Genomic DNA, 18,990 nt, shown 5'->3' with positions numbered 1-18,990 from the left:
TCTTTCGGTGGTGCAAGGAAACAGGCGGGCGCAGTTGATGGACACGGACGACGTTGGCCGACAGGATTACGTGTAGATGGCCACGCAAGCAGACCTGCCCCGCTCCAAGAATACCCCCTCAGCTCCGGCCTCGCTGGAGCCAGAAATCAGGGCACTTCACGCCCTCCAGGCAAAAGGTGATTACGCTGCGGCGGCAAGTGGAGCCCGCCGGCTCCTGTCAGCCGAGCCGATCAACCGCGATCTCCTGCTGATCGAAGCGCACTCGCTGCGCATGATGCAGCAGACCGATGCTGCACTCGCTGCGCTGGAACGGCTCGGCCTGCATCATTCCCGTTTCAGCCAGATGTATCTGGAGCGCGGCCTGTGCCACGTTGCCCGGCGCGATGCGCCTGCGGCGATCTTCGATCTGCGCTCTGCCGTGACGCTCAATCCGGCCCTCGCCATGGGCTGGCGCATGCTCGACGGGCTCTACCGGATGACGGGCGATCTGCGCAGCGCCGAGCTTGCGGCCGGTCACTTCGCACACCTCGCCAGTCTCCCGCCGCAGATCGTCCACGCCAAGGTCCTGTTCGGCGATGGCGAGATCGATGTCGCGGAGGAGCTCATCCGCCGGTTCCTGCTCGAGGCGGGCAATCATCCCGAAGCGATGCGTCTGCTCGCCCAGATCGGGCACCAGCGCAATGTGCTCGATGATGCCGAAGCGCTCTACGAAGGCGTGGTGGCGATGGTGCCGGATCACGACGCGGCCCGGCACGAATATGTGCAGGTGCTGATCGCGCGGCACAAGTTCCCGCAAGCACGCGCGGCGCTGGAGCCGTTGCTGAAGCGCGATCCTCGCAATCACGCACACCGCATTCAGGCGGCAACCATCAGCGTCGGCCTCGGCAATTTCGAGAGCGTGATCCCCGAATACCGCGCGATGATCGCGGAGATCGGCGGCGACACCCACGACGCCCGCGTCCGCCGCGCCGATCTCAACCTCTGGCTGGGACATGCGCTGAAGACCGAGGCCCGCACCGCCGAGGCGATCGACGCCTACATGGCCGCGACCGCCAACCGTCCGGACTTCGGTGACGCTTGGTGGAGCCTCGCCAACCTCAAGACCTATCGCTTCTCGGCCGAAGCCATCGCCGTCATGCGGGAACGTCTGGAAGATCCCGCGACAGCCGAAACCGACCGCATCCACATCGCCTTCGCGCTCGGCAAGGCGCTGGAGGATGCCGGCGACTACGAGGGTTCCTGGGCGGCCTATTCGCGCGGCAACACCATGCACAGGGCGAGCAACGGCTATGTGCCCGAGGTGTTCGAGACCAACACGCGCGAGCAGAAGCGGGTGTGCACGCCGGAGTTCTTTGCCAAGCGCGCTGGCTGGGGGCTGGACGACCCCTCACCCATCTTCGTGCTCGGCCTGCCGCGCTCGGGCTCCACGCTGCTCGAGCAGATCCTCGCCTCGCACTCGATGGTCGAAGGCACGCAGGAACTGCCCGATATCCAGCGCATCGTGCACGAATTGCAGGGCCGCGAGCTCAATTTCGACAAGCCGCTCTATCCCGGCTCGATGGCTGATCTCGATGCCGCAGCGGTGCGCCGCTACGGCGAGCATTATATCGCCGATACGATGCCCAACCGCATCCTCGGTCGGCCCTTTTTCATCGACAAGATGCCGAACAATTTCCGGCACGTCGGCCTGATTCACCTGATTCTGCCGAACGCGAAGATCATCGACGCGCGGCGCGATCCGATGGCGTGCTGTTTCAGCAACCTCAAGCAGCTCTTCGCGCAGGGGCAGGAATTCACTTACGGCATCGAGGACATCGCGCGCTACTACAAGACGTACGTCGAGCTGATGGACCACTGGGATGCGGTGCTCCCGGGGCGCGTGCTGCGTGTGCAGCACGAGGACGTGGTCGACGATCTCGAAGGCAGCGTGCGGCGCATTCTCGATTACTGCGGCCTCCCTTTCGAGGAGGCCTGCATCGAATTCCACAAGACCAAGCGCAGCGTGCGCACGCCGAGTTCGGAACAGGTCCGCCAGCCGATCTTCCGCGACGGGCTGGAGCAGTGGAAGAATTTCGAGCCCTGGCTCGAGCCCTTGCGCAAGGCGCTAGGGCCGGACCTTGTGCCTCAGTGATCAACCATAACAGGGACAGGACACAGCAATGGCAGCGATAGGCGCAAGCGCAGCCCCGGCGGGCGAGGAAAATGCTTCGGTCGCGCTGCGCTGGTACGTGCTGATCATCATGATGCTGGCCTACACGATCAACATCGCCGACCGTTACGTGATGTCGACCGTGCTCGAACAGATCCGCGTCGACCTCAAGCTCAGCGATGGCGGGGTCGCCTTCCTCACCGGCGTTTCGCTCGCGCTGTTCTATGTCAGCATGGGCATTCCGCTCTCGTGGATCGCCGACCGCTACAACCGGCGCAACCTGCTGGCGATTTCGATCACCTTGTGGTCGTTGATGACCACGCTCTGTGGGCTGTCGCGCAACTATATCGAGCTGCTGCTGGCGCGCATGGGCGTGGGCGTGGGCGAAGCAGGCGGCACGCCTTCCTGCAATTCGATCATCTGCGACTATTTCCCCGCCGCGCGGCGCCCGATGGCGCTGACGATCTTCTGCCTCGGCGCGCCGATCGGTGCCTGGGTCGGCGCGGAATTCGCAGGCGCGATCGCGCGGGACCATGGCTGGCGCGCGGCGTTCCTCGTGCTCGGCATCCCCGGCATCCTGCTCGCCCTGCTGATCATGGCGACGATCCGCGAGCCCAAGCGCGGCTGCCTCGACGTGATCAAGAGCGATGACAACCCGACGCTGATGGAAACGCTGCGCTTCTGCCTGAGCCAGCGTTCCGCGTTCCACGTGATGATGGGCAGCGGTGTCGGCGCGCTGTGGGGTTGGGGCCTGATGTGGTTCATCCCCACCTTCCTCCAGCGCACATACCAGATCGACGTGGGTGAAGCCGGCGCGATCGTCGGGCCGATCCATCTCGTGATGGGTATCGGTGCCTCGCTGCTGACGGCCTGGATCCTTGCCCGCCCCTCGTACACCGATCCGCGCAAGATCGTCTATCTGCTGGGCGCGGTGACGGCGGTGGCGACCGTGCCGGGCATCATCGCGATCTACACGCACAACCTGACCCTTGCGACGGTCTCGCTGTGGCTGTTCATCCCGGGCATCTATTTCTACATCGGCCCGGCCTTCGCGCTGGGCCAGAACCTTGCGCCGCCCAAGATGCGCGCGATGTTCAGCGCGATTGCGCTGCTGATTGCCAACGTGTTCAACCTCATCGTCGCGCCGCAGGGCGTCGGCATGCTGAGCGACTGGTTTGCCGGCCCCGCCGGCCCCGATGCCAATTCGCTGCGCTCGGCGCTCCTTATCCTCGCGCCGACCGGGTTCTGGGCGGCGTTCCACTATTTCCTCGCCGCACGCACGATCGTCGAGGACCAGAAGCGAGCCATCGGTTATGTCTGATCTCTCCCCCCTCCCCTCTTACATCAACGGCGCGTGGACACTGCCCGCCACCTCGACGCAGATGTTCGAGGCGATCAACCCGGCGACCGAAGAGCCTTGCGCGCGCGTCGCGCTGTGCGGCCCGGACGATGTTGATCACGCCATGGCGGCAGCCCGCGCGGCGTTTGACGGCTATTCTTCGCTGAGCCTCGACGCGCGGCTTGCCCTCGTCGAGAAGCTGATTGCGGTGTTCGAAGCGCGCTATGACGAGATGGTCACCGCGATCAGCACCGAAATGGGCGCGCCTTACGACCTTTCCTACAATGCGCAGGCCGAATGCGGCCCCGGCCACCTCAAGGAAACGGTGAAGGCCGCGCGCGAGATGGTGTGGGAGCGGCCGCTGGGTGGGCGCGGGCGTCTGGTGCACGAAGCGGTTGGCGTCTGCGCGCTGATCACGCCGTGGAACTGGCCGATCAACCAGCTCGCAGCCAAGATCGGCCCGGCGCTGGTCGCGGGCTGCACGATGGTGCTGAAGCCCAGCGAGATCGCGCCGCTTTCCGCGCAGCTCTTTGCCGAATTCATCCACGAGGCGGGTTTCCCGGCGGGCGTGTTCAACATGGTCCACGGCACTGGCCCCGGCATTGGCGACGCGCTGACCAGCCATCCGGAAGCGGACATGGTCTCCTTCACCGGCTCGACCCGCGCGGGCATTCAGGTGGCAAAATCCGCCGCCGAGACGGTCAAGCGCGTCAGCCAGGAACTGGGCGGCAAGTCTCCCAATCTGGTCTTTGCCGATGCCGGGCTGGAGTCCGCGGTGGCGCGGGGTGTCCGCCACTGCTTCAACAACACGGGCCAATCATGCAATGCGCCGACGCGCATGCTGGTCGAGGCTTCGGTCTATGACGAGGCGGTCGAGATTGCCAAGACGGTGGCCGAAACCGTCACGCTGGGCGACCCGATGGAAAAGGGTCCGCATCTCGGCCCCGTGGTCAGCAAGGTCCACTTCGATCGCATCCAGAAGCTGATCGAAGCGGGCATTGCCGAAGGCGCGCGGCTGGTGACGGGCGGTCCGGGCCGCGCTGACGGGTTCAACCGCGGCTACTACGTCAAGCCGACGATCTTTGCCGATGTCACCAACCAGATGACCATCGCGCGCGAGGAAATCTTCGGCCCGGTGCTGGCGATGATCCCCTTCAACGACGAGACCGATGCCGTCGCGATTGCCAACGACACGCCCTATGGCCTCGCCGCCTATGTCCAGACCGGCGATATGGAGCGTGCACGGCGCGTCGGGCGCAAACTGCGCGCGGGCAGCGTCTATCTGAATGGCGCGGGTCAGGACTATTGCTCGCCCTTCGGCGGCTACAAGCAATCGGGCAATGGGCGTGAATGGGGCGAATTCGGCCTTCACGATTACCTCGAAATCAAGGTGATCAACGGCTTCGAACCGGCATGAAGCTCGCCGATATCGAAACCTTCGTCGTCGGCAATCCGCCGCCGCATTTCGGCGGGCGCTACTTCGTGTTCGTCAAGCTGACGACCGCCTGCGGGGTGAACGGGATCGGGGAAGCCTATTGCGTCCCCTTCTCGCCGTATCTGGTGGCGAAGATGATCGAGGATGTCTTCGCGCGCTATGCAGTGGGGCGCGATCCGCACGATATCGAGAACCTCTGGCGGCGCGTCTATTCGAGCGGGTTTACCCAGCACAGCGACTTGTCGCTGATGGGCGTCCTGAGCGCGCTGGAAATGGCGTGCTGGGATATCGTGGGCAAAGCGGCGGGTCAGCCGGTCTACAAGCTGCTCGGCGGGCAAGTGCATGAGCGGCTGCGCGCCTACACTTATATCTACCCGCGCCCGGGCGATCAGACCGACGTCTACCACGATCCCGACCTCGCGGCGGAGCGGTCGGCGGAATACCTCTCGATGGGCTTCACCGCGCTGAAGTTCGATCCGGCGGGGCCTTACACGGCCTTCGACGGGCGGCAGCTGTCGCTTGAGGCGCTCGATCTTTCCGAGCGCTTTGCCAATACGCTGCGCGAGGCAGTGGGCAGCAAGGCGGACCTGCTGTTCGGCACCCACGGTCAGATGACCGCGGCGGGGGCGATCCGGCTGGCGAAGCGGCTTGAGGCGGCGGACCCGCTGTGGCTCGAAGAACCTGTACCGCCCGATGCGCCCGAAGAAATGGCCAAGGTGGCGCGCGCGACCTCGATCCCCATCGCGACCGGCGAGCGGCTTTCGACGAAGTATGACTTCGCGCGGCTGCTCGATGCCGGCGGTGCGGCGATCCTGCAGATGAATCTGGGGCGCGTCGGCGGACTGCTCGAGGCCAAGAAGATCGCCGGCATGGCCGAAGTCCGCCACGCGCAGATCGCGCCGCATCTCTATTGCGGGCCGGTGGTGGGCGCGGCGAATATCCAGCTGGCGACCGCGACGCCCAACTTCCTGATCCTGGAAAGCATCGAGGATTGGGGCGGCTTCCATACCGAGATCCTCAAGAAGCCGATCCGCTTCGAGGAAGGCCATGTGATCCCGCCGACCGAGCCGGGGCTTGGCGTCGAACTCAACGAGGACGTCGCCCGCGCACATCCCTACACCGGGGATATGCTGCACCTGGAAATGACGCAGCATCCGGTGTTCTGATGACCGACGCTTTTGACTACATCGTGGTGGGCGCAGGCACCGCCGGATGCGTGTTGGCCAACCGGCTGACCGAGGATGGCAAGTCCACTGTCCTGCTGCTCGAAGCGGGCGGCAGCGACTTGTCGATCTGGATCCAGATGCCAATCGGCTATGGCCGCACGTTTTTCGACCGGCGGATCAACTGGATGTACGATACCGAGCCCGTCGAGGGCCTCGGCGGGCGCAGCAGCTACTGGCCGCGCGGCAAGGTGATCGGCGGCTCGGGCTCGATCAACGCGATGGTCTATGTGCGCGGGCAGCCCCGCGATTTCGACGACTGGCGCGCGGCGGGCAATCCCGGCTGGGGCTGGGACGACGTGCTGCCCTTCTTCACCAAGAGCGAGGATTTCGACCGCTTCAGCGCGCACCACGGGAGGGGCGGGCCGCAGCACGTGACGGAGATCACGCCGCACGTCCATCCGGTGTGCCACAGCTTTATCGAGACGGCGGAAGGCCTCGGCTTTCCGGTCACGAGCGATTTCAACGGCAGCAATCCGGAAGGCGTCGGCTTCTATCAGATCAACACCCGCGGGGGCTGGCGCGCCTCGACCGCCAATGCCTTTCTGCATCCGGCACTCAAGCGCAAGAACCTCATGCTGCGCACAAAATCGCAGGCGACGCGCGTGCTGTTCGAAGGTTCGCGCGCCGTCGGCATCGAGTATCGGCGCGGCGGCAAGCTGCATCGGGTTCGCGCGCGGCGCGAGGTGATCCTTTCGGGCGGGGCGATCAATTCGCCGCAATTGCTGATGCTTTCCGGCGTCGGCGATGGTGCAGCATTGGTGCAGCATGGGATTGCGGTGGAGAGCCACCTTCCCGCCGTCGGCCGCAATCTGCAGGATCATCTTGCGGTCTCGTATTTCTACAAGGTCCGCACCGCGACGCTTAACGACGAGCTTCATCCGCTGCTCGGCAAGGCGCAGGCGGCGCTGCGCTTCGCATTTGACCGGCGCGGGCCGCTGTCCCTCAGCGTCAATCAGAGCGGCGGTTTTGTGCGCAGCGGAAAGGACGCGCCGAACGTCGATCTGCAGCTCTATTTCAGCCCGGTGAGCTATACCAAGACGCCGCTGGCTGCGCGCAAGCTGCTCAATCCCGATCCATTTTCGGCGTTCCTGCTCTCGTTCAATCCCTGCCGTCCTACGAGCCGGGGGCATCTCGAACTGCGCTCCGCCGATCCGCTGCAGCACCCGCTGATCCAGCCGAACTACCTTTCGACCGAGCAGGACATCGCCGAGGTGCAGGCGGGCAACCGCCTGCTGCGCACGATCGCGGCGAGCCGGCCGCTGGCGGATATGATCACCGAAGAACTGATCCCCGGCCCTGCCGTCGCCAGCGAGGAAGACCAGCTCGCGGATTTCCGCGCGCGGGCCGATACGGTCTATCACCCCACCGGCACTTGCGCGATGGGGCCGGATGCGGCGACTTCGGTCGTCGATGCGCGGCTGCGGGTGCATGGCATCGAAGGGCTGCGTGTGATCGACGCCTCGATCTTCCCCAATATCACCAGCGGCAACACCAATGCGCCGACGGTGATGGTGGCGGAGAAGGGCGCGGCGATGATCCTGGAGGACGCGCGAAAATAGGGACTGTCCCTATTTTCGCATCCCCCGCTTTCCTTACCGGCGCGGGACGACCTCGTAGCCCTGCTCTTCGGGCTCGTCGTCAACCATCTGCTCGGGGAAGCCCGTGCCCAGCACCTTGATGCCAAGGGGCTCCTCGTAGCGGCGGATGATATTGGGCGAATGCTCGCGCGGGCCGAAGGCGGCCTCGCCTTCCTTGAACAGGCGCACGATCAGCGGGGACATTTCGACCGGTACGCCGGTTTCCTGCGCGATCTTGTCGAACAGGCCGACGTCCTTCGAGACGAGGTCCATCGTGAAGTTGATGTCGCGGCTGCCGTTGAGGATCACCTGGCTTTCCGTCTCGTGGACGAAGCTGTTGCCCGAGGAAATGCGGATCGCTTCGTAGGTCGTGTTCATGTCAAGCCCGACCGCCTTGCACACTGTCAGCGCCTCGGCGAGGGCGACGAGGTGCGCGGTGCAGAGGAAATTGGTCATCACCTTGAGCTGTGAGGCGGTGCCCCAATCGCCGGTATGCAGCACGCGGCGGCCCAGCGTGGTCAGCACCGGCAGCACGCGCTCGAAACCGGCGCGCGGGCCTGCGGCGAAGATCGAGATATTGCCGGTGTCTGCCCGGTGGCAGCCGCCCGAAACGGGGCATTCCATGAACAGGCCGCCGCGTGCCTCGACTAGCGGGCCGAGGCGCAGGACTTCGGCATAGTCCGTCGTGCTCATTTCCATCCAGACCTGCCCGGGGCGCATGACGGCGAGGAAGCCGTCCTCGCCCTCGGCCACGGCGGCGCTGGCAGCGGGGGACGGCAGGCAGGTGATGATCACATCGACCGCCTCGCCCAGTTCGCGCGGGCTCGCCGCTTCCTTGGCGCCGCGGGCGACATATTCGGCGACGAGCTCGGGATTGAGATCGCGCACGGTGACGTCATGGCCGTTGCGGATCAGGCTGCCCGCGAGCTTGCCGCCGACATTGCCGAGGCCGATGAATCCGATCTTCATGGGGAGTTATGCTCCAGGAACGAGCACGATCTTGCCGACGTGCTGCTTGGTGAGAAAGGCGCGCTGCGCCTCGACGATCTGAGAAAGCGGATAGGTCCCGGCAACGACGGGGCGGATTTCGCCGCGTTCGATATAGCCGACGAGATTGGGAAAGACTTGCGGCTCGAGGATCGTGCAGCCGTAGAGCGTGAGGTCCTTCAGGTAGAGCGTACGCAAGTCCAGCTCGGCGATCGGGCCGGAAATCGCGCCAGCCACGCCGTAGCGGCCGCCGCGCTTCAGCACCTGCAGCAGCGCCGGAAAGCCGGTGCCGCCGGCGACGTCGATCACCACGTCGAAGTGTTCCTGCCCGAACAGCGCGACCAGATCGGCATCGCGCGGTTCGACGCGGGCGGCACCGAGCGCGCGGACGCCATCGGCCTTTTCGGCACTGGCGAGCGCGGTGATGTCGCTGCCCCGGCGTCTTGCCAGCTGCACCGCGGCAGAGCCCACCCCGCCCGAAGCCCCGGTGATGAGAACGCGTTCACCCGCCGCAAGCGCGGTTCGGGTGAGCATGTTTTCCGCTGCGGAATAGGCACAAGGAAACGAGGCGAGCTCGGTATCGGTGAGCGCGGTTTCGATGGGATGCGCATGGACCGAGGGCACGCGGGCGAATTGCGCGAAGGCCCCATCGACTTCCGAGCCGAAGTAGGTGGCCTCGAAACGCGTCGCGCCCCGGAACACCGGCTCCACCAGCACGCGCTGACCCACGCGGGCGGGATCGACGCCCGCCCCCACCGCGACAATGCTGCCCGCAGCATCGGCCCCCTGAATTCGCGGGAACTGCGGGACGGCGCCGGTCCAGCCGGAGTCCTCCGTCTTCGCTTCGGCAAAGCCATCGCCGCCGCCCGCTTCGGTCGCGGCGGTGACGGATTTGGAATACCAGGCGGTGCGGGTGTTGATATCGGTGTTGTTGACCCCGCACGCACCGACGCGGATCAGCACTTCGCCTGCGCGCGGCTGCGGCACCGGCACATCGGTGCGGTACGACAGGCACTCGAAGCCGCCATTGCCGGTGAGCAGCACGGCGGACATGGTGGCGGGGATTTCCGTCATCTTCACCCCCAACCATTCGTGTCGAGCGAAGTCGAGACACCACGCGCGGCGCCTGGTGTCTCGACTTCGCTCGACACGAACGGGCTTTGGCTTGGGTTCATGGAAGCTAGCCCAACGCCGGAAGCTGCGACTTCAGCCAGTCGAAGTGCGCGTAGGACATGCCGCGATAATCGTCCCAGCCGCGGGCGGTCTTTTCGGCCACTTCATCGGAGAGGACATTGAGCGGCTGGCCGCTGGCATAGGCAAGCAGCAGCGTCTGCGCGGCTTTCTCGAAGAAGTAGAGGTCCTCGAAAGCCTCCGCCACAGTCGCGCCGGTGCAGGTTACGCCATGATTGCCCATCAGCAGCGTCTTCTTGTTGCCAAGGGCTGCGGCAAGTCGTTCGCCCTCCTCCGCCTCGTCGGCAATGCCGCCAAAACCCTGATCGATGGCAAGGCGATTGAAGAAACGCGCGGTGTTGTTGTCGAGCGGCAACATGCGTGGGTCCGCCAATGTCGCGAGCGCGGTGGCGTGCGGCGGATGGCAGTGGATGATCACGCGCGCAGCAGGGCACTGGCGGTGGACAGTGCCGTGGATGGTCCAGGCCGAGGCATCGGGCGCATCGGGGCGGTTCATCACGTCCGGATCGTCGGCATCGAGCAGCATGAGGTCTTCGGGCCTGATACTGGCGAAATGCTGCCACTTGCGGTTCAAAAGGAACTGCTTGCCGTCCGCCGAAACCGCCGCGCTGAAATGGTTGCCGACCGATTCCGACCAGCCCATCTGAGCGGTGATGCGGAACGCGGCGGCAAGGTCCTCGCGCAGCGTCGCGACTTCGGCATCCGTCACTTGAAGCGGCCCTCGCTTGTCAGCGCGCGGTAGGTGCTGCGCATTTCACCGCGATCGGCATAGGTCCCGCGCAGATAACGTGCGCCGCTGGTGGCGGAATAGGCCTCACGCCCGTGGACGATGCGGTGGTTGTCGAACACGATGCATTCTCCCGCGTTGATGCGGAAGCGCATGAGGTACTTGTCCGACTGGAGCATGCGGCCGAAGCGGCAGAAGGCAGGGTAATAGCGGTCGAGCAGGTCCTGCGGCAGATCGAACACATCGGCCATGTGCTGGCTGATGGTGACGCCGGAAACCTCGCCATGCGCATCAAGCTCGATCACCCGCTGGCGCGAGCGGACGTCGTAAGTGTCGTGCTCGCAGTAGAAGGGCACTTCGGTCTCGGCGAGGAGCTTGAAGTCTTCAGGGTAGAGTTCGCGGAAATCGTTGGCGACCGCGACGCCGTCGAGGAACAGGTTGGCCCCGCCCTCCACACTGTTGGCGCGGCAGTGGAGGAACTGGACGCCGGGGGCCATGTCCTCTGCCGGGGTATCGGTGTGGAGTTCGAGCGCCTTGGCGGTGTAGGCAAGGTTCGTCGGCTCGATATGGGTCATCACATCGAAGTATTCGCCGAAGAACGTAGGGCGAACATGGCCCATCAGCTTGACCAGCTCGGTGAGGCCCTCGTCGCTGTCCGGCATGTCCGTTACCAGCGCGACGCCTTCGACGATCAGGGCCTTGAGCCATTCGGCGACCTTGGCCTTGTCGGCCATGAGGTCCGCCTGCGGGAAGCGCGCCAGGTTCGGGTAGTGATCGGCATACCACGCGCGGCGCGGCAGATCGGACGGATCGTGGCGGCGCTTGCCTTCGGCATAGCCGGCGAGCCATTCGAGCGGGTAGCGGCTGGTGTGGTTCTCGCCGTCCCACGCGATCTCCAGCGCCCCATCCACCACTTCGGCGCGGCGCGGGCGCGGTGCGGCTTCGAGGTGGAAGATATCGAACACCCGTTCGCGCGTCTGGCTGTCGAACGAAGTCGGGCAGTTGTCGCGCAGCCAGTAGTTGTTGAAATAGGCGTGGCGCCCGCCGGGAAGCATGACTTCGAGCCCGGTTTCGGTCAGCGTGACCGGTGCTGCGGACGAGGTGGTGGTGGTCATGTGTTCCCCCGCTGGGATGTGTGGCGAACTGAATGCCGCTCTGAACCACAGGACTTTAGCCCGGAATGGTCCGGGTCAGCAGTGCATCATCAAGAATCATATATCATATCAATGACCGTAATGCATTCGCGTGAATGCATCAGGTGCTGCCGAGAAGGTCCTCCGCCCAGGGGAGCTGCGCCAGAATGGGAGGGAGGCTTTCCTTGCGGATCGTCTCGCCCGCCAGCGTCGCGGTCTCCATCGCGAGATCGCCCAGTTCGCCTGCGCGGCTGACGACCTGGATGCGGCGGGCGAACCGCGCGCGCGGCAGCGGCTCGACGCGCAAATCCGGGATCAGCGCGGGCATGGCAGCGAGGCAGAGCAGCGAGGTGATGCTCCAGCCGATGCCGAGCGCGACCGCGTTCAGCTGCTGCGGCACGATATCGACCTCGATCACATTGGGCAGGCGCAGCCGCATGCGGGTGAGCTGGCTTTCAATGCGCTGGCCCATGCCGGTATCGAGCGAGTAGCGCACGAACGGCAGGCCTTCGGCGGCCGCAATCGGATCGGCGACACCGCGGAAGCTTGGCGGGAATACCAGCACGAAGGGATCATCGAGCACATCATGGTGGACGACGCCTTCCTGCTTTTCGAGCACGCTGCTGCCGGTGATGAGGAGATCGACGCGCCGGGCGAGGAAATCCTGCTGCTGGTTGAGCGAGATGCCCGAGCGCACGCGCCACCGCGCCACCCTTGGCCCAAGACGGCTCAGCAACGGGCCGGTGAGCAGGATCGCAAGCGATTCCGCCATCGCCACCGTCACCTTGTCGATCGGCTGGTTGGCGCCCTCGCGCACTTCATCGACCATGGTGCGCGCGGTGGCGAGCAGATGCGTCGCGCGTTCATAAAGCGCGCGGCCCGCCGGGGTGAGGCCGAGCGGGCGCAGGGTCCGGTCGAACAGGGTCGCGCCAATCCCCTGCTCCAGCCGCGCGATGGTCTGCGAGACGGCGGACTGGGTGATGCGCAATTGCTGCGCGCTCGCGGTCATCCCGCCCAGCTCGACAGTGAGGACGAAGACTTCCAGCGCATGGAAATCGAACTCGGCGGGGAGCAGCATCGGACCTCACGATAAAAATGCGTGAAGCCTCATATTATAAACCGTTATCCTGCGGCAAGAACGTTCGTACGGGCAACGCGGATTGACGTAGATCAATGCGCAGCGCAAAATACACGCAACGCAACGGAGAACCCGAAATCGCGCCCGATCGCCTCATCAACCGCCGCTGGCTGCCACTGAACGCGCTGCGTGCGTTCGAGGCAGTGGGGCGGCACATGAGCTTCACCGCGGGCGCGCAGGCGCTCACGGTGTCGCAAAGCGCGATGAGCCGCCATGTCAGCAGCCTTGAGGATCTGATCGGGCGCCCGCTGTTCGAGCGTGGGCCGACGGGGCTCAAGCTGACGCCTGCGGGCTCGATCCTGCTTCCGGTCGTGAGCAAGTGCCTCGACCGGATGGAGCAGACGATCAACACCATCCGCAACAAGGATCTGGAAAGCCGCCCGATCCGGCTGCACATTCCGCCCTCGCTGCTCTACCAGAACGCGCTGCCGCTGCTGGCCAAGTTCCACAAGGAACATCCCGAGATCCGCATCGATGTGGTGACGTCCAACGTCACCGGCGCCCCGCGCGACAATGTCGACATGGCCATCGTGTTCGACCGGCCCAATGTCGACGATGCCGTGGCGGACCTCCTTTGGATGGTGCGCGTCGCCCCGCTCTGCTCGCCGGAGACGGCGGCAACGCACAAGAGCAAGACGCTGGAGCAGTTCCTGCACGACAACGAACTGCTGCACGTGAAGCTGGAAGGCGAACCGCGCGGGCTGCTCTGGTCGAGCTACGCCGCGCAGCAGCGTCTCAACATCGAGTCCGGTGACGGACTTGCCTTCGACACCGCGTTTTCGGCGGTGCGCTATGCCATCGCCGCTTCGGGCGTGGTGCTCGCGGACATCGACATGTTCGCGCAGGAAATCGCCAGCGGGCAACTTGTCATGCCCTACGACCGCGTTTCGGCGGATGGCTTCGGCTATTACCTCAAGACCCACGCCGAGGATCTGGGCGATCCGGCGATCTTCCTCCTACGCGAATGGATCATCCGGCACTTCTCTGGCGGCATGGGCCGCGATGCCCCGGCGCCCACCGAGATGGTGCCGGAAATGCGCGGCTGAGAGAGCCGCCCTCAATATCGTCATTGCGAGGGACTTGTTGAACCTAAGGCGTCGGCGGCAAGTGCTTCAACAGCAGCCCGTCCTGATGGTCCTTCACGAAGCCCTTCCACGTGGGGTTTGCCCCGCCCTCGCTGACAGCATCGTAGCGCTTGTCCTCGCTCGTCCATTTGGCGCCATCCGATTCCTCTGACGGCACGGCAAGGTATTCGGCCTTGGCCGCCTCACCTTTCAGCTGGAGATCGAGGAACGCCGTGATGAAATGGAGCGCGATCGAGTTGACGCGCGGCTTGCGCCACATGCGGTCCTCGAACCAATCGAAATCCCAGACAGTGCCGCGCATTTCCGCAGGGGCCGGGTTGGTGCCGATGGCATGCCCTGCGCCTTTGAGTGCCAGCAGCCAGCGATCCGAACCCTTGGCATCGCGGAAGATGGCCGCGGGGCCGGGATCGTAGCCGACAGTGCGGTCAGCCGTCCCGGCGACGACCAGCAGCGGTGCCTTGATCGCCGACAGGCCGTCTGCGCCCCAGGCGGCCCAGGGTGCGCCGCCAGCCGGGGCAATGGCAACAACCGCCTTGATCGCGGGATCGTGGAGCGCGGCCGCCTCCTCGCCTTTGCCGGTATAGCGTTCGACAAGCGCAGGGGGCAAGCGCCCCACCGCCGGGCTCGCCGCATCAAGCTCGGCCCCGGCCACCGTCAGCGCGCCATAGCCACCAAACGAATAGCCCGCGAGCGCAATGCGCGTGATATCGCCAAGCGGCCCGAGCAGCCCGCTGCGGAGACGGCGAAGGACGTAGGTGATATCGAGCGGGCGGCGGATCAGTGTGGCCGGGGTCTTGGCCGTATCGGTGATGGCCGGATCGTGGTGCCGGATCGCGACGACGACGTAGCCCTTGGTCGCAAGGTTCTCGCCCAGCCACGAGAGCATGACCGGATCGTTGTTGTAGCCATGCGAGAGGAGTACGATCGGGTAGCCCTTCCCGGCGGGCCTCGCATCGGTCACCGCAAGCGCGGGCACGGTGAAATAGGCCGGCGGCTTGGGCGGTTCGGACACGAGGCTCGCCCGGTAGGTGGCGCGGCGGTCCTTGGGGCCGACGTGCGCGGGATACCAGATCACCAGCGGCATCGTGCGGTCGGCGCGGACGAGTGCGCCCTTGGCGAGGCTGCCGAGCGGATCGACCGCGTTCTTGTCGACCACGACCTTCTCGATCACGCCAACGCCATTGGGGCCAAGCGCGGCAAGCGAGGGGGCGCCGACTTCCGGAATGCTCGGCGGCGCGGCTTCGGCAGGCGCGGCGGCGACAGACGATGCCGTTAGCATCGCGGCAAAAACCGACAGCGGCTTCAAGCGCGAATCGTCCCGCGGCTAGGGGAAATGGCGCGAAACAGCGCACAATCCGGGTGATTCATTCGTGTTTCCCGGTCATGCGCCGGGTTTGGCCTATCCTCTCGCATGGCCCCTGTTACCGCAATTACCGGCCCTTACGCCATCTTGTATTCGCATCCCTTGTTGCGCTAGCTGCATTTGTCCGACCACGTGAGCTTGGCTAAGGAGCGGACGCCACCATCTTAGTGCCCCATTGGCAGGCAGGAGCAACCACGTGCCGGATCCGGAAACCTATGACCTGCTGATCATTGGCGGGGGGATCAATGGCACCGGGATCGCCCGCGATGCGGCCGGGCGCGGCTTGTCTGTCCTGCTGGTCGAGCAGGAAGACCTTGCCAGCCACACGTCTTCGGCCAGCACCAAGCTGATCCACGGCGGCTTGCGTTATCTCGAGTATTACGAGTTCCGCCTCGTGCGCGAGGCGCTGATCGAGCGCGAGCGGCTGCTCGGCATGGCCCCGCACATCATCTGGCCGCTGGCCTTCGTACTGCCGCAGATGAATTCGCCGCGCCCGGCCTGGCTCGTGAGGCTGGGGCTGTTCCTTTATGACAACCTTGGCGGACGCAAGAAGCTGCCCGCGACGCGGACGGTCAACCTCACCCGTTCGCCGCTGGGCAACGGTCTGAAGCCGGGGGCAAAAACAGCGTTCGTCTATTCCGACTGCTGGGTCGAAGACAGCCGCCTCGTCGTGCTCAATGCCCGCGATGCGGCCGAGCGCGGCGCGCGGATCGAGACGCGGACCAAGCTGGTTTCGGCAACGCGCGAGGGTGCGCTGTGGAAGGCCGAGATCGTCGGAGGTAACGGCGCGCGTACGGTCATGGCGCGCGGCATGGTCAATGCGGCAGGGCCCTGGGTGGAAGACGTGCTCCAGCGCGCCGCCAGCGCCAGCCAGGACCGCGGCGTGCGCCTGATCAAGGGCAGCCATATCATCGTGCCCAAGCTCTACGAAGGCGATCACGCCTTCATGCTGCAAAACCCCGATCGCCGCATCGTCTTCGCGATCCCCTATGAACACAACTACACGCTGATCGGCACGACCGACGAGCCATGGCAAGGCCAGCCCGGCAAGGCGCAGATTTCACCGGAAGAGACCGACTACCTGTGCGAAACGGTGCGCCGCTACTTCGCGAAGCAGATCCATCCCGAAGACGTGGTATGGAGCTATGCTGGCATCCGTCCGCTCTATGACGACCACGCTGCCAGTGCTTCGGCCGTCACCCGCGATTACGTGCTCGATCTCGATGGCGGCAACGGGAAAGCGCCGCTGCTCAGCGTGTTCGGCGGCAAGATCACAACCTATCGCAAGCTGGCCGAACACGCGATGGAGAAGCTGGTGCCGTTCTACCCGGGCGCCAGGGGAGACTGGACCGCCGGTGCCGATCTGCCCGGCGGCGACATTCCCGGCGATGATTTCGAAGCCTTCGCGGCGCAACTGGCGTCGGCGCATCCCAGTCTGCCGCGAGCGCTGCTCACGCGGCTTGCCCGCGCCTATGGCACCCGCGCGCGCGCCATCCTCGGCACCGCGCAAACGCTGGACGCGCTGGGCACCGATTTCGGCGGCGGACTGACACAGGCGGAAGTCGAATACCTCGCCGCGCAGGAATGGGCGCGTACGGCAGAGGACGTGCTCTATCGCCGCAGCAAGCTGGGCCTCCATGTGCCGCCGGGTACAGCCGAGGCAGTCGAGGGCTATCTCGCGGCGCGGATCTCTTAAACTCACGTGCAAGGCGCTTAACCATCGCGCGGCGCGCAGTTCTGCACTGAGCCGCGATTTGGGCGCGGCCAACGTGGCAAAAGCGAGGATTCCCGTTACGGAAAAGCCCGCGCAGGGCGCTTATACGGGACTTCAGCAAGTGCTGACATGACTGCGCTGGAAACCCTTTCCAGCGCGAGCCCCAACCATGCCCCGCTTCAGCGATCTTTCCTCTGTCGGGCGCGTCGGCGCCAGCACCAACGCCTTCATCAACGCGCTTCTCCCCTCGCAAGCGGCGTTCCGGCTGGTCTGGTCAAGCAAGGACGCCGGCGGCACCACGCAGATCAGCTACAGCTTCCCCTGGGCAGACGGCGCCGCCAGCCAGTTCACCAGCCCTTACGGCCGCGGCGAAAACACGGCGGCGGTGACGGTGGCGGTAAGCAGTGGCCAGGCCGCGATGATCTCCAGGGCATTCGACGCCTGGGCGGACATCGCCAACATCAGCTTCACGAAAGTGGCCGAGACCGCCGACGGCACAGTGGGCGATATCCGCATCGCCATAACCTCGGCAGTTTCGGCAGGCTACTGGGGCTATTCGCTCGGCGTTTCGGACGGGCGCAGCAATGCCCATGGCGATATCTGGATCGACAAGGCCATGATCGGCCAGTCCTTCGCGCCGGGCACCTACAACTACATGGCGATGCTGCACGAGATCGGCCACAGCCTCGGCCTCAAGCATCCGTTCGAAACGCCGAAAATTCCGGCCGGATACGACAACCAGCGCTATACCATCATGTCCTATACCTCGCCCGAGAAGGTCTGGTGGACCAACCCCGCAACGGGGACGGCCGAATTCCTCGTCAAGACGCCGATGGTCTATGACATTCAGGCGATCCAGGCGCTTTACGGCGCCAACATGAAGACGCGCACCGGGGATGACACTTACGCTTTCAACCCTGCTGCCCCCTCGTTCGAGGCGATCTGGGATGCGGGCGGGACGGACACGTTCAGTGTCGCAGCGTTCAGCAATGGCTGCACGGTCGACCTGAACCCGGGGGCCTATTCGTCGCTCGCCTACAACGGTGTGACGCTCACCAATAACATCGGCATCGCATTTCGCTGCAACATCGAAAACGCGCTGGGCGGCTCGGGCGGGGATACGCTCCTGGGCAACCAACTCGACAATACGCTCGACGGCGGCGCAGGGGGCGATACGCTGCGCGGCAATGCCGGCAACGACACGCTGCTGGGGCGCGTTGGCAATGACCTCATCGATGGCGGCGCGGGCAATGACGCGCTGTCCGGCGGCGAGAACGACGATGTGCTCATCGGCGGTGCGGGCAATGACACGCTCGATGGCGGCGCGGGAAGCGATACGGCAAGCTTTGCCACCGGCAGCGCGGCGGTGCGCGTGAGTCTTGCGATCACCGGTGCGCAAGCCACTGGCGGTGCCGGAATCGATACATTGACGGGTATCGAAAACCTGATTGGCGGCACCGGCGCAGACATTCTCATTGGCGATGGTGGCGCCAATGTGATCGATGGCGGGAACGGGGCGGACCAGCTTTCCGGCGGCGGCGGGGCCGACGTCCTGATCGGCGGCGGCGGGCGCGACATACTGGCAGGCGGCGAAGGCGGCGATGTGTTCCGCTTCGCCTCGATCAAGGAACTTTCGGGGGCCACGGCGACCAACGCGGATGTGATCGTCGACTTCAACCGGGCACATGACGACCGGATCGATCTTTCCGGCGTCGATGCGATCAAGCAGACCGCCGCCGTGAACGACGCCTTCACGTGGATCGGCAGTGCGGCCTTCTCCAAGGTCGCGGGTCAGCTGCGCTATGCGATCACAAACGGGGTCGGGCTTGTCAGCGGCGATATCGACGGCAACGGCACCGCCGATTTCGCGATCCGGATCGATGGCGGCCCGGCACTCGTCGCGGCGGATTTCATTCTCTAGGCGCG

At 65.2% G+C, this 18,990-nt stretch carries 14 protein-coding genes; 8 read left to right on the top strand and 6 right to left on the bottom strand.

The genetic code is table 11. The features are described 5' to 3' along the window. Positions 1-76: 76 nt before the first annotated feature. From K5Q19_RS20385 to K5Q19_RS20365, 5 genes are read left to right on the top strand one after another with little or no spacing between them, the layout of a single operon-like run. On the top strand, positions 77-2,131 hold the full coding sequence (locus K5Q19_RS20385) for a tetratricopeptide repeat-containing sulfotransferase family protein (RefSeq protein WP_292948991.1): 2,055 nt from the start codon (positions 77-79) through the stop codon (positions 2,129-2,131). 28 nt (positions 2,132-2,159) lie between these two features. After that, entirely contained in the window at positions 2,160-3,470 is a 1,311-nt protein-coding gene (locus K5Q19_RS20380) for an MFS transporter (protein WP_292948987.1), read from the top strand. Next, the gene (locus tag K5Q19_RS20375) at positions 3,463-4,905 is read left to right on the top strand and encodes an aldehyde dehydrogenase family protein (protein ID WP_292948984.1); all 1,443 of its coding nucleotides are present in this window, start codon (positions 3,463-3,465) and stop codon (positions 4,903-4,905) included. The genes K5Q19_RS20380 and K5Q19_RS20375 overlap by 8 nt, the downstream gene beginning before the upstream one ends. Then, entirely contained in the window at positions 4,902-6,089 is a 1,188-nt protein-coding gene (locus tag K5Q19_RS20370) for a mandelate racemase/muconate lactonizing enzyme family protein (protein WP_292948981.1), read from the top strand. The genes K5Q19_RS20375 and K5Q19_RS20370 overlap by 4 nt, the downstream gene beginning before the upstream one ends. After that, positions 6,089-7,708 (top strand): GMC family oxidoreductase N-terminal domain-containing protein, encoded by a 1,620-nt coding sequence (locus K5Q19_RS20365; protein WP_292948978.1) that lies wholly within the window; start codon positions 6,089-6,091, stop codon positions 7,706-7,708. The genes K5Q19_RS20370 and K5Q19_RS20365 overlap by 1 nt, the downstream gene beginning before the upstream one ends. Positions 7,709-7,741: 33 nt before the next feature. Here the strand turns inward: K5Q19_RS20365 and K5Q19_RS20360 are convergent, their stop codons facing one another. The 5 genes from K5Q19_RS20360 to K5Q19_RS20340 all read right to left on the bottom strand — a co-directional run bounded on the left by K5Q19_RS20360 (position 7,742) and on the right by K5Q19_RS20340 (position 12,842). Then, positions 7,742-8,695, bottom strand: a complete 954-nt coding sequence (locus K5Q19_RS20360; protein WP_292948975.1) for an NAD(P)-dependent oxidoreductase — start codon at positions 8,693-8,695, stop codon at positions 7,742-7,744. 6 nt (positions 8,696-8,701) lie between these two features. Beyond that, positions 8,702-9,787 carry an alcohol dehydrogenase family protein gene (locus K5Q19_RS20355; protein ID WP_292948972.1) on the bottom strand — a complete coding sequence of 362 codons (1,086 nt, stop codon included), beginning with the start codon at positions 9,785-9,787 and terminating at the stop codon, positions 8,702-8,704. Between the two features lie 106 nt (positions 9,788-9,893). After that, entirely contained in the window at positions 9,894-10,613 is a 720-nt protein-coding gene (locus K5Q19_RS20350) for a class II aldolase/adducin family protein (protein WP_292948969.1), read from the bottom strand. Beyond that, on the bottom strand, positions 10,610-11,746 hold the full coding sequence (locus K5Q19_RS20345) for a TauD/TfdA family dioxygenase (RefSeq protein WP_292948966.1): 1,137 nt from the start codon (positions 11,744-11,746) through the stop codon (positions 10,610-10,612). Before K5Q19_RS20345 ends, K5Q19_RS20350 begins: the two co-directional genes overlap by 4 nt. Before the next feature lie 139 nt (positions 11,747-11,885). After that, entirely contained in the window at positions 11,886-12,842 is a 957-nt protein-coding gene (locus K5Q19_RS20340) for a LysR family transcriptional regulator (protein WP_292948963.1), read from the bottom strand. Between the two features lie 95 nt (positions 12,843-12,937). On the opposite strand from K5Q19_RS20340, the gene K5Q19_RS20335 reads away from it, so the two are divergent. Further along, a complete protein-coding gene (locus K5Q19_RS20335) occupies positions 12,938-13,948 on the top strand; it encodes a LysR family transcriptional regulator (protein WP_292948960.1) in 1,011 nt (336 codons plus the stop codon). Between the two features lie 43 nt (positions 13,949-13,991). Here the strand turns inward: K5Q19_RS20335 and K5Q19_RS20330 are convergent, their stop codons facing one another. After that, positions 13,992-15,293 carry a dienelactone hydrolase gene (locus tag K5Q19_RS20330; RefSeq protein WP_292948957.1) on the bottom strand — a complete coding sequence of 434 codons (1,302 nt, stop codon included), beginning with the start codon at positions 15,291-15,293 and terminating at the stop codon, positions 13,992-13,994. Positions 15,294-15,546: 253 nt separating this feature from the next. Between K5Q19_RS20330 and K5Q19_RS20325 the strand changes: the two genes are divergently transcribed. Continuing rightward, positions 15,547-17,046, top strand: coding sequence for a glycerol-3-phosphate dehydrogenase (locus tag K5Q19_RS20325; RefSeq protein WP_292948955.1), 1,500 nt, complete (start codon positions 15,547-15,549; stop codon positions 17,044-17,046). A gap of 187 nt (positions 17,047-17,233) precedes the next feature. Continuing rightward, positions 17,234-18,985 carry a M10 family metallopeptidase C-terminal domain-containing protein gene (locus K5Q19_RS20320; RefSeq protein ID WP_292948953.1) on the top strand — a complete coding sequence of 584 codons (1,752 nt, stop codon included), beginning with the start codon at positions 17,234-17,236 and terminating at the stop codon, positions 18,983-18,985. The last annotated feature ends 5 nt before the right edge of the window (positions 18,986-18,990 follow it).

This window comes from Novosphingobium sp., from assembly GCF_019748365.1.
Lineage (GTDB): Bacteria > Pseudomonadota > Alphaproteobacteria > Sphingomonadales > Sphingomonadaceae > Novosphingobium.
Note: the sequence above shows the minus strand (reverse complement) of the source record. Positions and strands in the feature narration are given on the sequence as shown.

Excerpts from the sequence above, each read along its gene's own strand:
- K5Q19_RS20385 (WP_292948991.1), top strand. The coding sequence starts at position 77 with ATGGCCACGCAAGCAGACCTGCCCCGCTCCAAGAATACCCCCTCAGCT.
- K5Q19_RS20380 (WP_292948987.1), top strand. The coding sequence starts at position 2,160 with ATGGCAGCGATAGGCGCAAGCGCAGCCCCGGCGGGCGAGGAAAATGCT.
- K5Q19_RS20375 (WP_292948984.1), top strand. The coding sequence starts at position 3,463 with ATGTCTGATCTCTCCCCCCTCCCCTCTTACATCAACGGCGCGTGGACA.
- K5Q19_RS20370 (WP_292948981.1), top strand. The coding sequence starts at position 4,902 with ATGAAGCTCGCCGATATCGAAACCTTCGTCGTCGGCAATCCGCCGCCG.
- K5Q19_RS20365 (WP_292948978.1), top strand. The coding sequence starts at position 6,089 with ATGACCGACGCTTTTGACTACATCGTGGTGGGCGCAGGCACCGCCGGA.
- K5Q19_RS20360 (WP_292948975.1), bottom strand. The coding sequence starts at position 8,695 with ATGAAGATCGGATTCATCGGCCTCGGCAATGTCGGCGGCAAGCTCGCG.
- K5Q19_RS20355 (WP_292948972.1), bottom strand. The coding sequence starts at position 9,787 with ATGACGGAAATCCCCGCCACCATGTCCGCCGTGCTGCTCACCGGCAAT.
- K5Q19_RS20345 (WP_292948966.1), bottom strand. The coding sequence starts at position 11,746 with ATGACCACCACCACCTCGTCCGCAGCACCGGTCACGCTGACCGAAACC.
- K5Q19_RS20340 (WP_292948963.1), bottom strand. The coding sequence starts at position 12,842 with ATGCTGCTCCCCGCCGAGTTCGATTTCCATGCGCTGGAAGTCTTCGTC.
- K5Q19_RS20335 (WP_292948960.1), top strand. The coding sequence starts at position 12,938 with ATGCGCAGCGCAAAATACACGCAACGCAACGGAGAACCCGAAATCGCG.
- K5Q19_RS20320 (WP_292948953.1), top strand. The coding sequence starts at position 17,234 with ATGCCCCGCTTCAGCGATCTTTCCTCTGTCGGGCGCGTCGGCGCCAGC.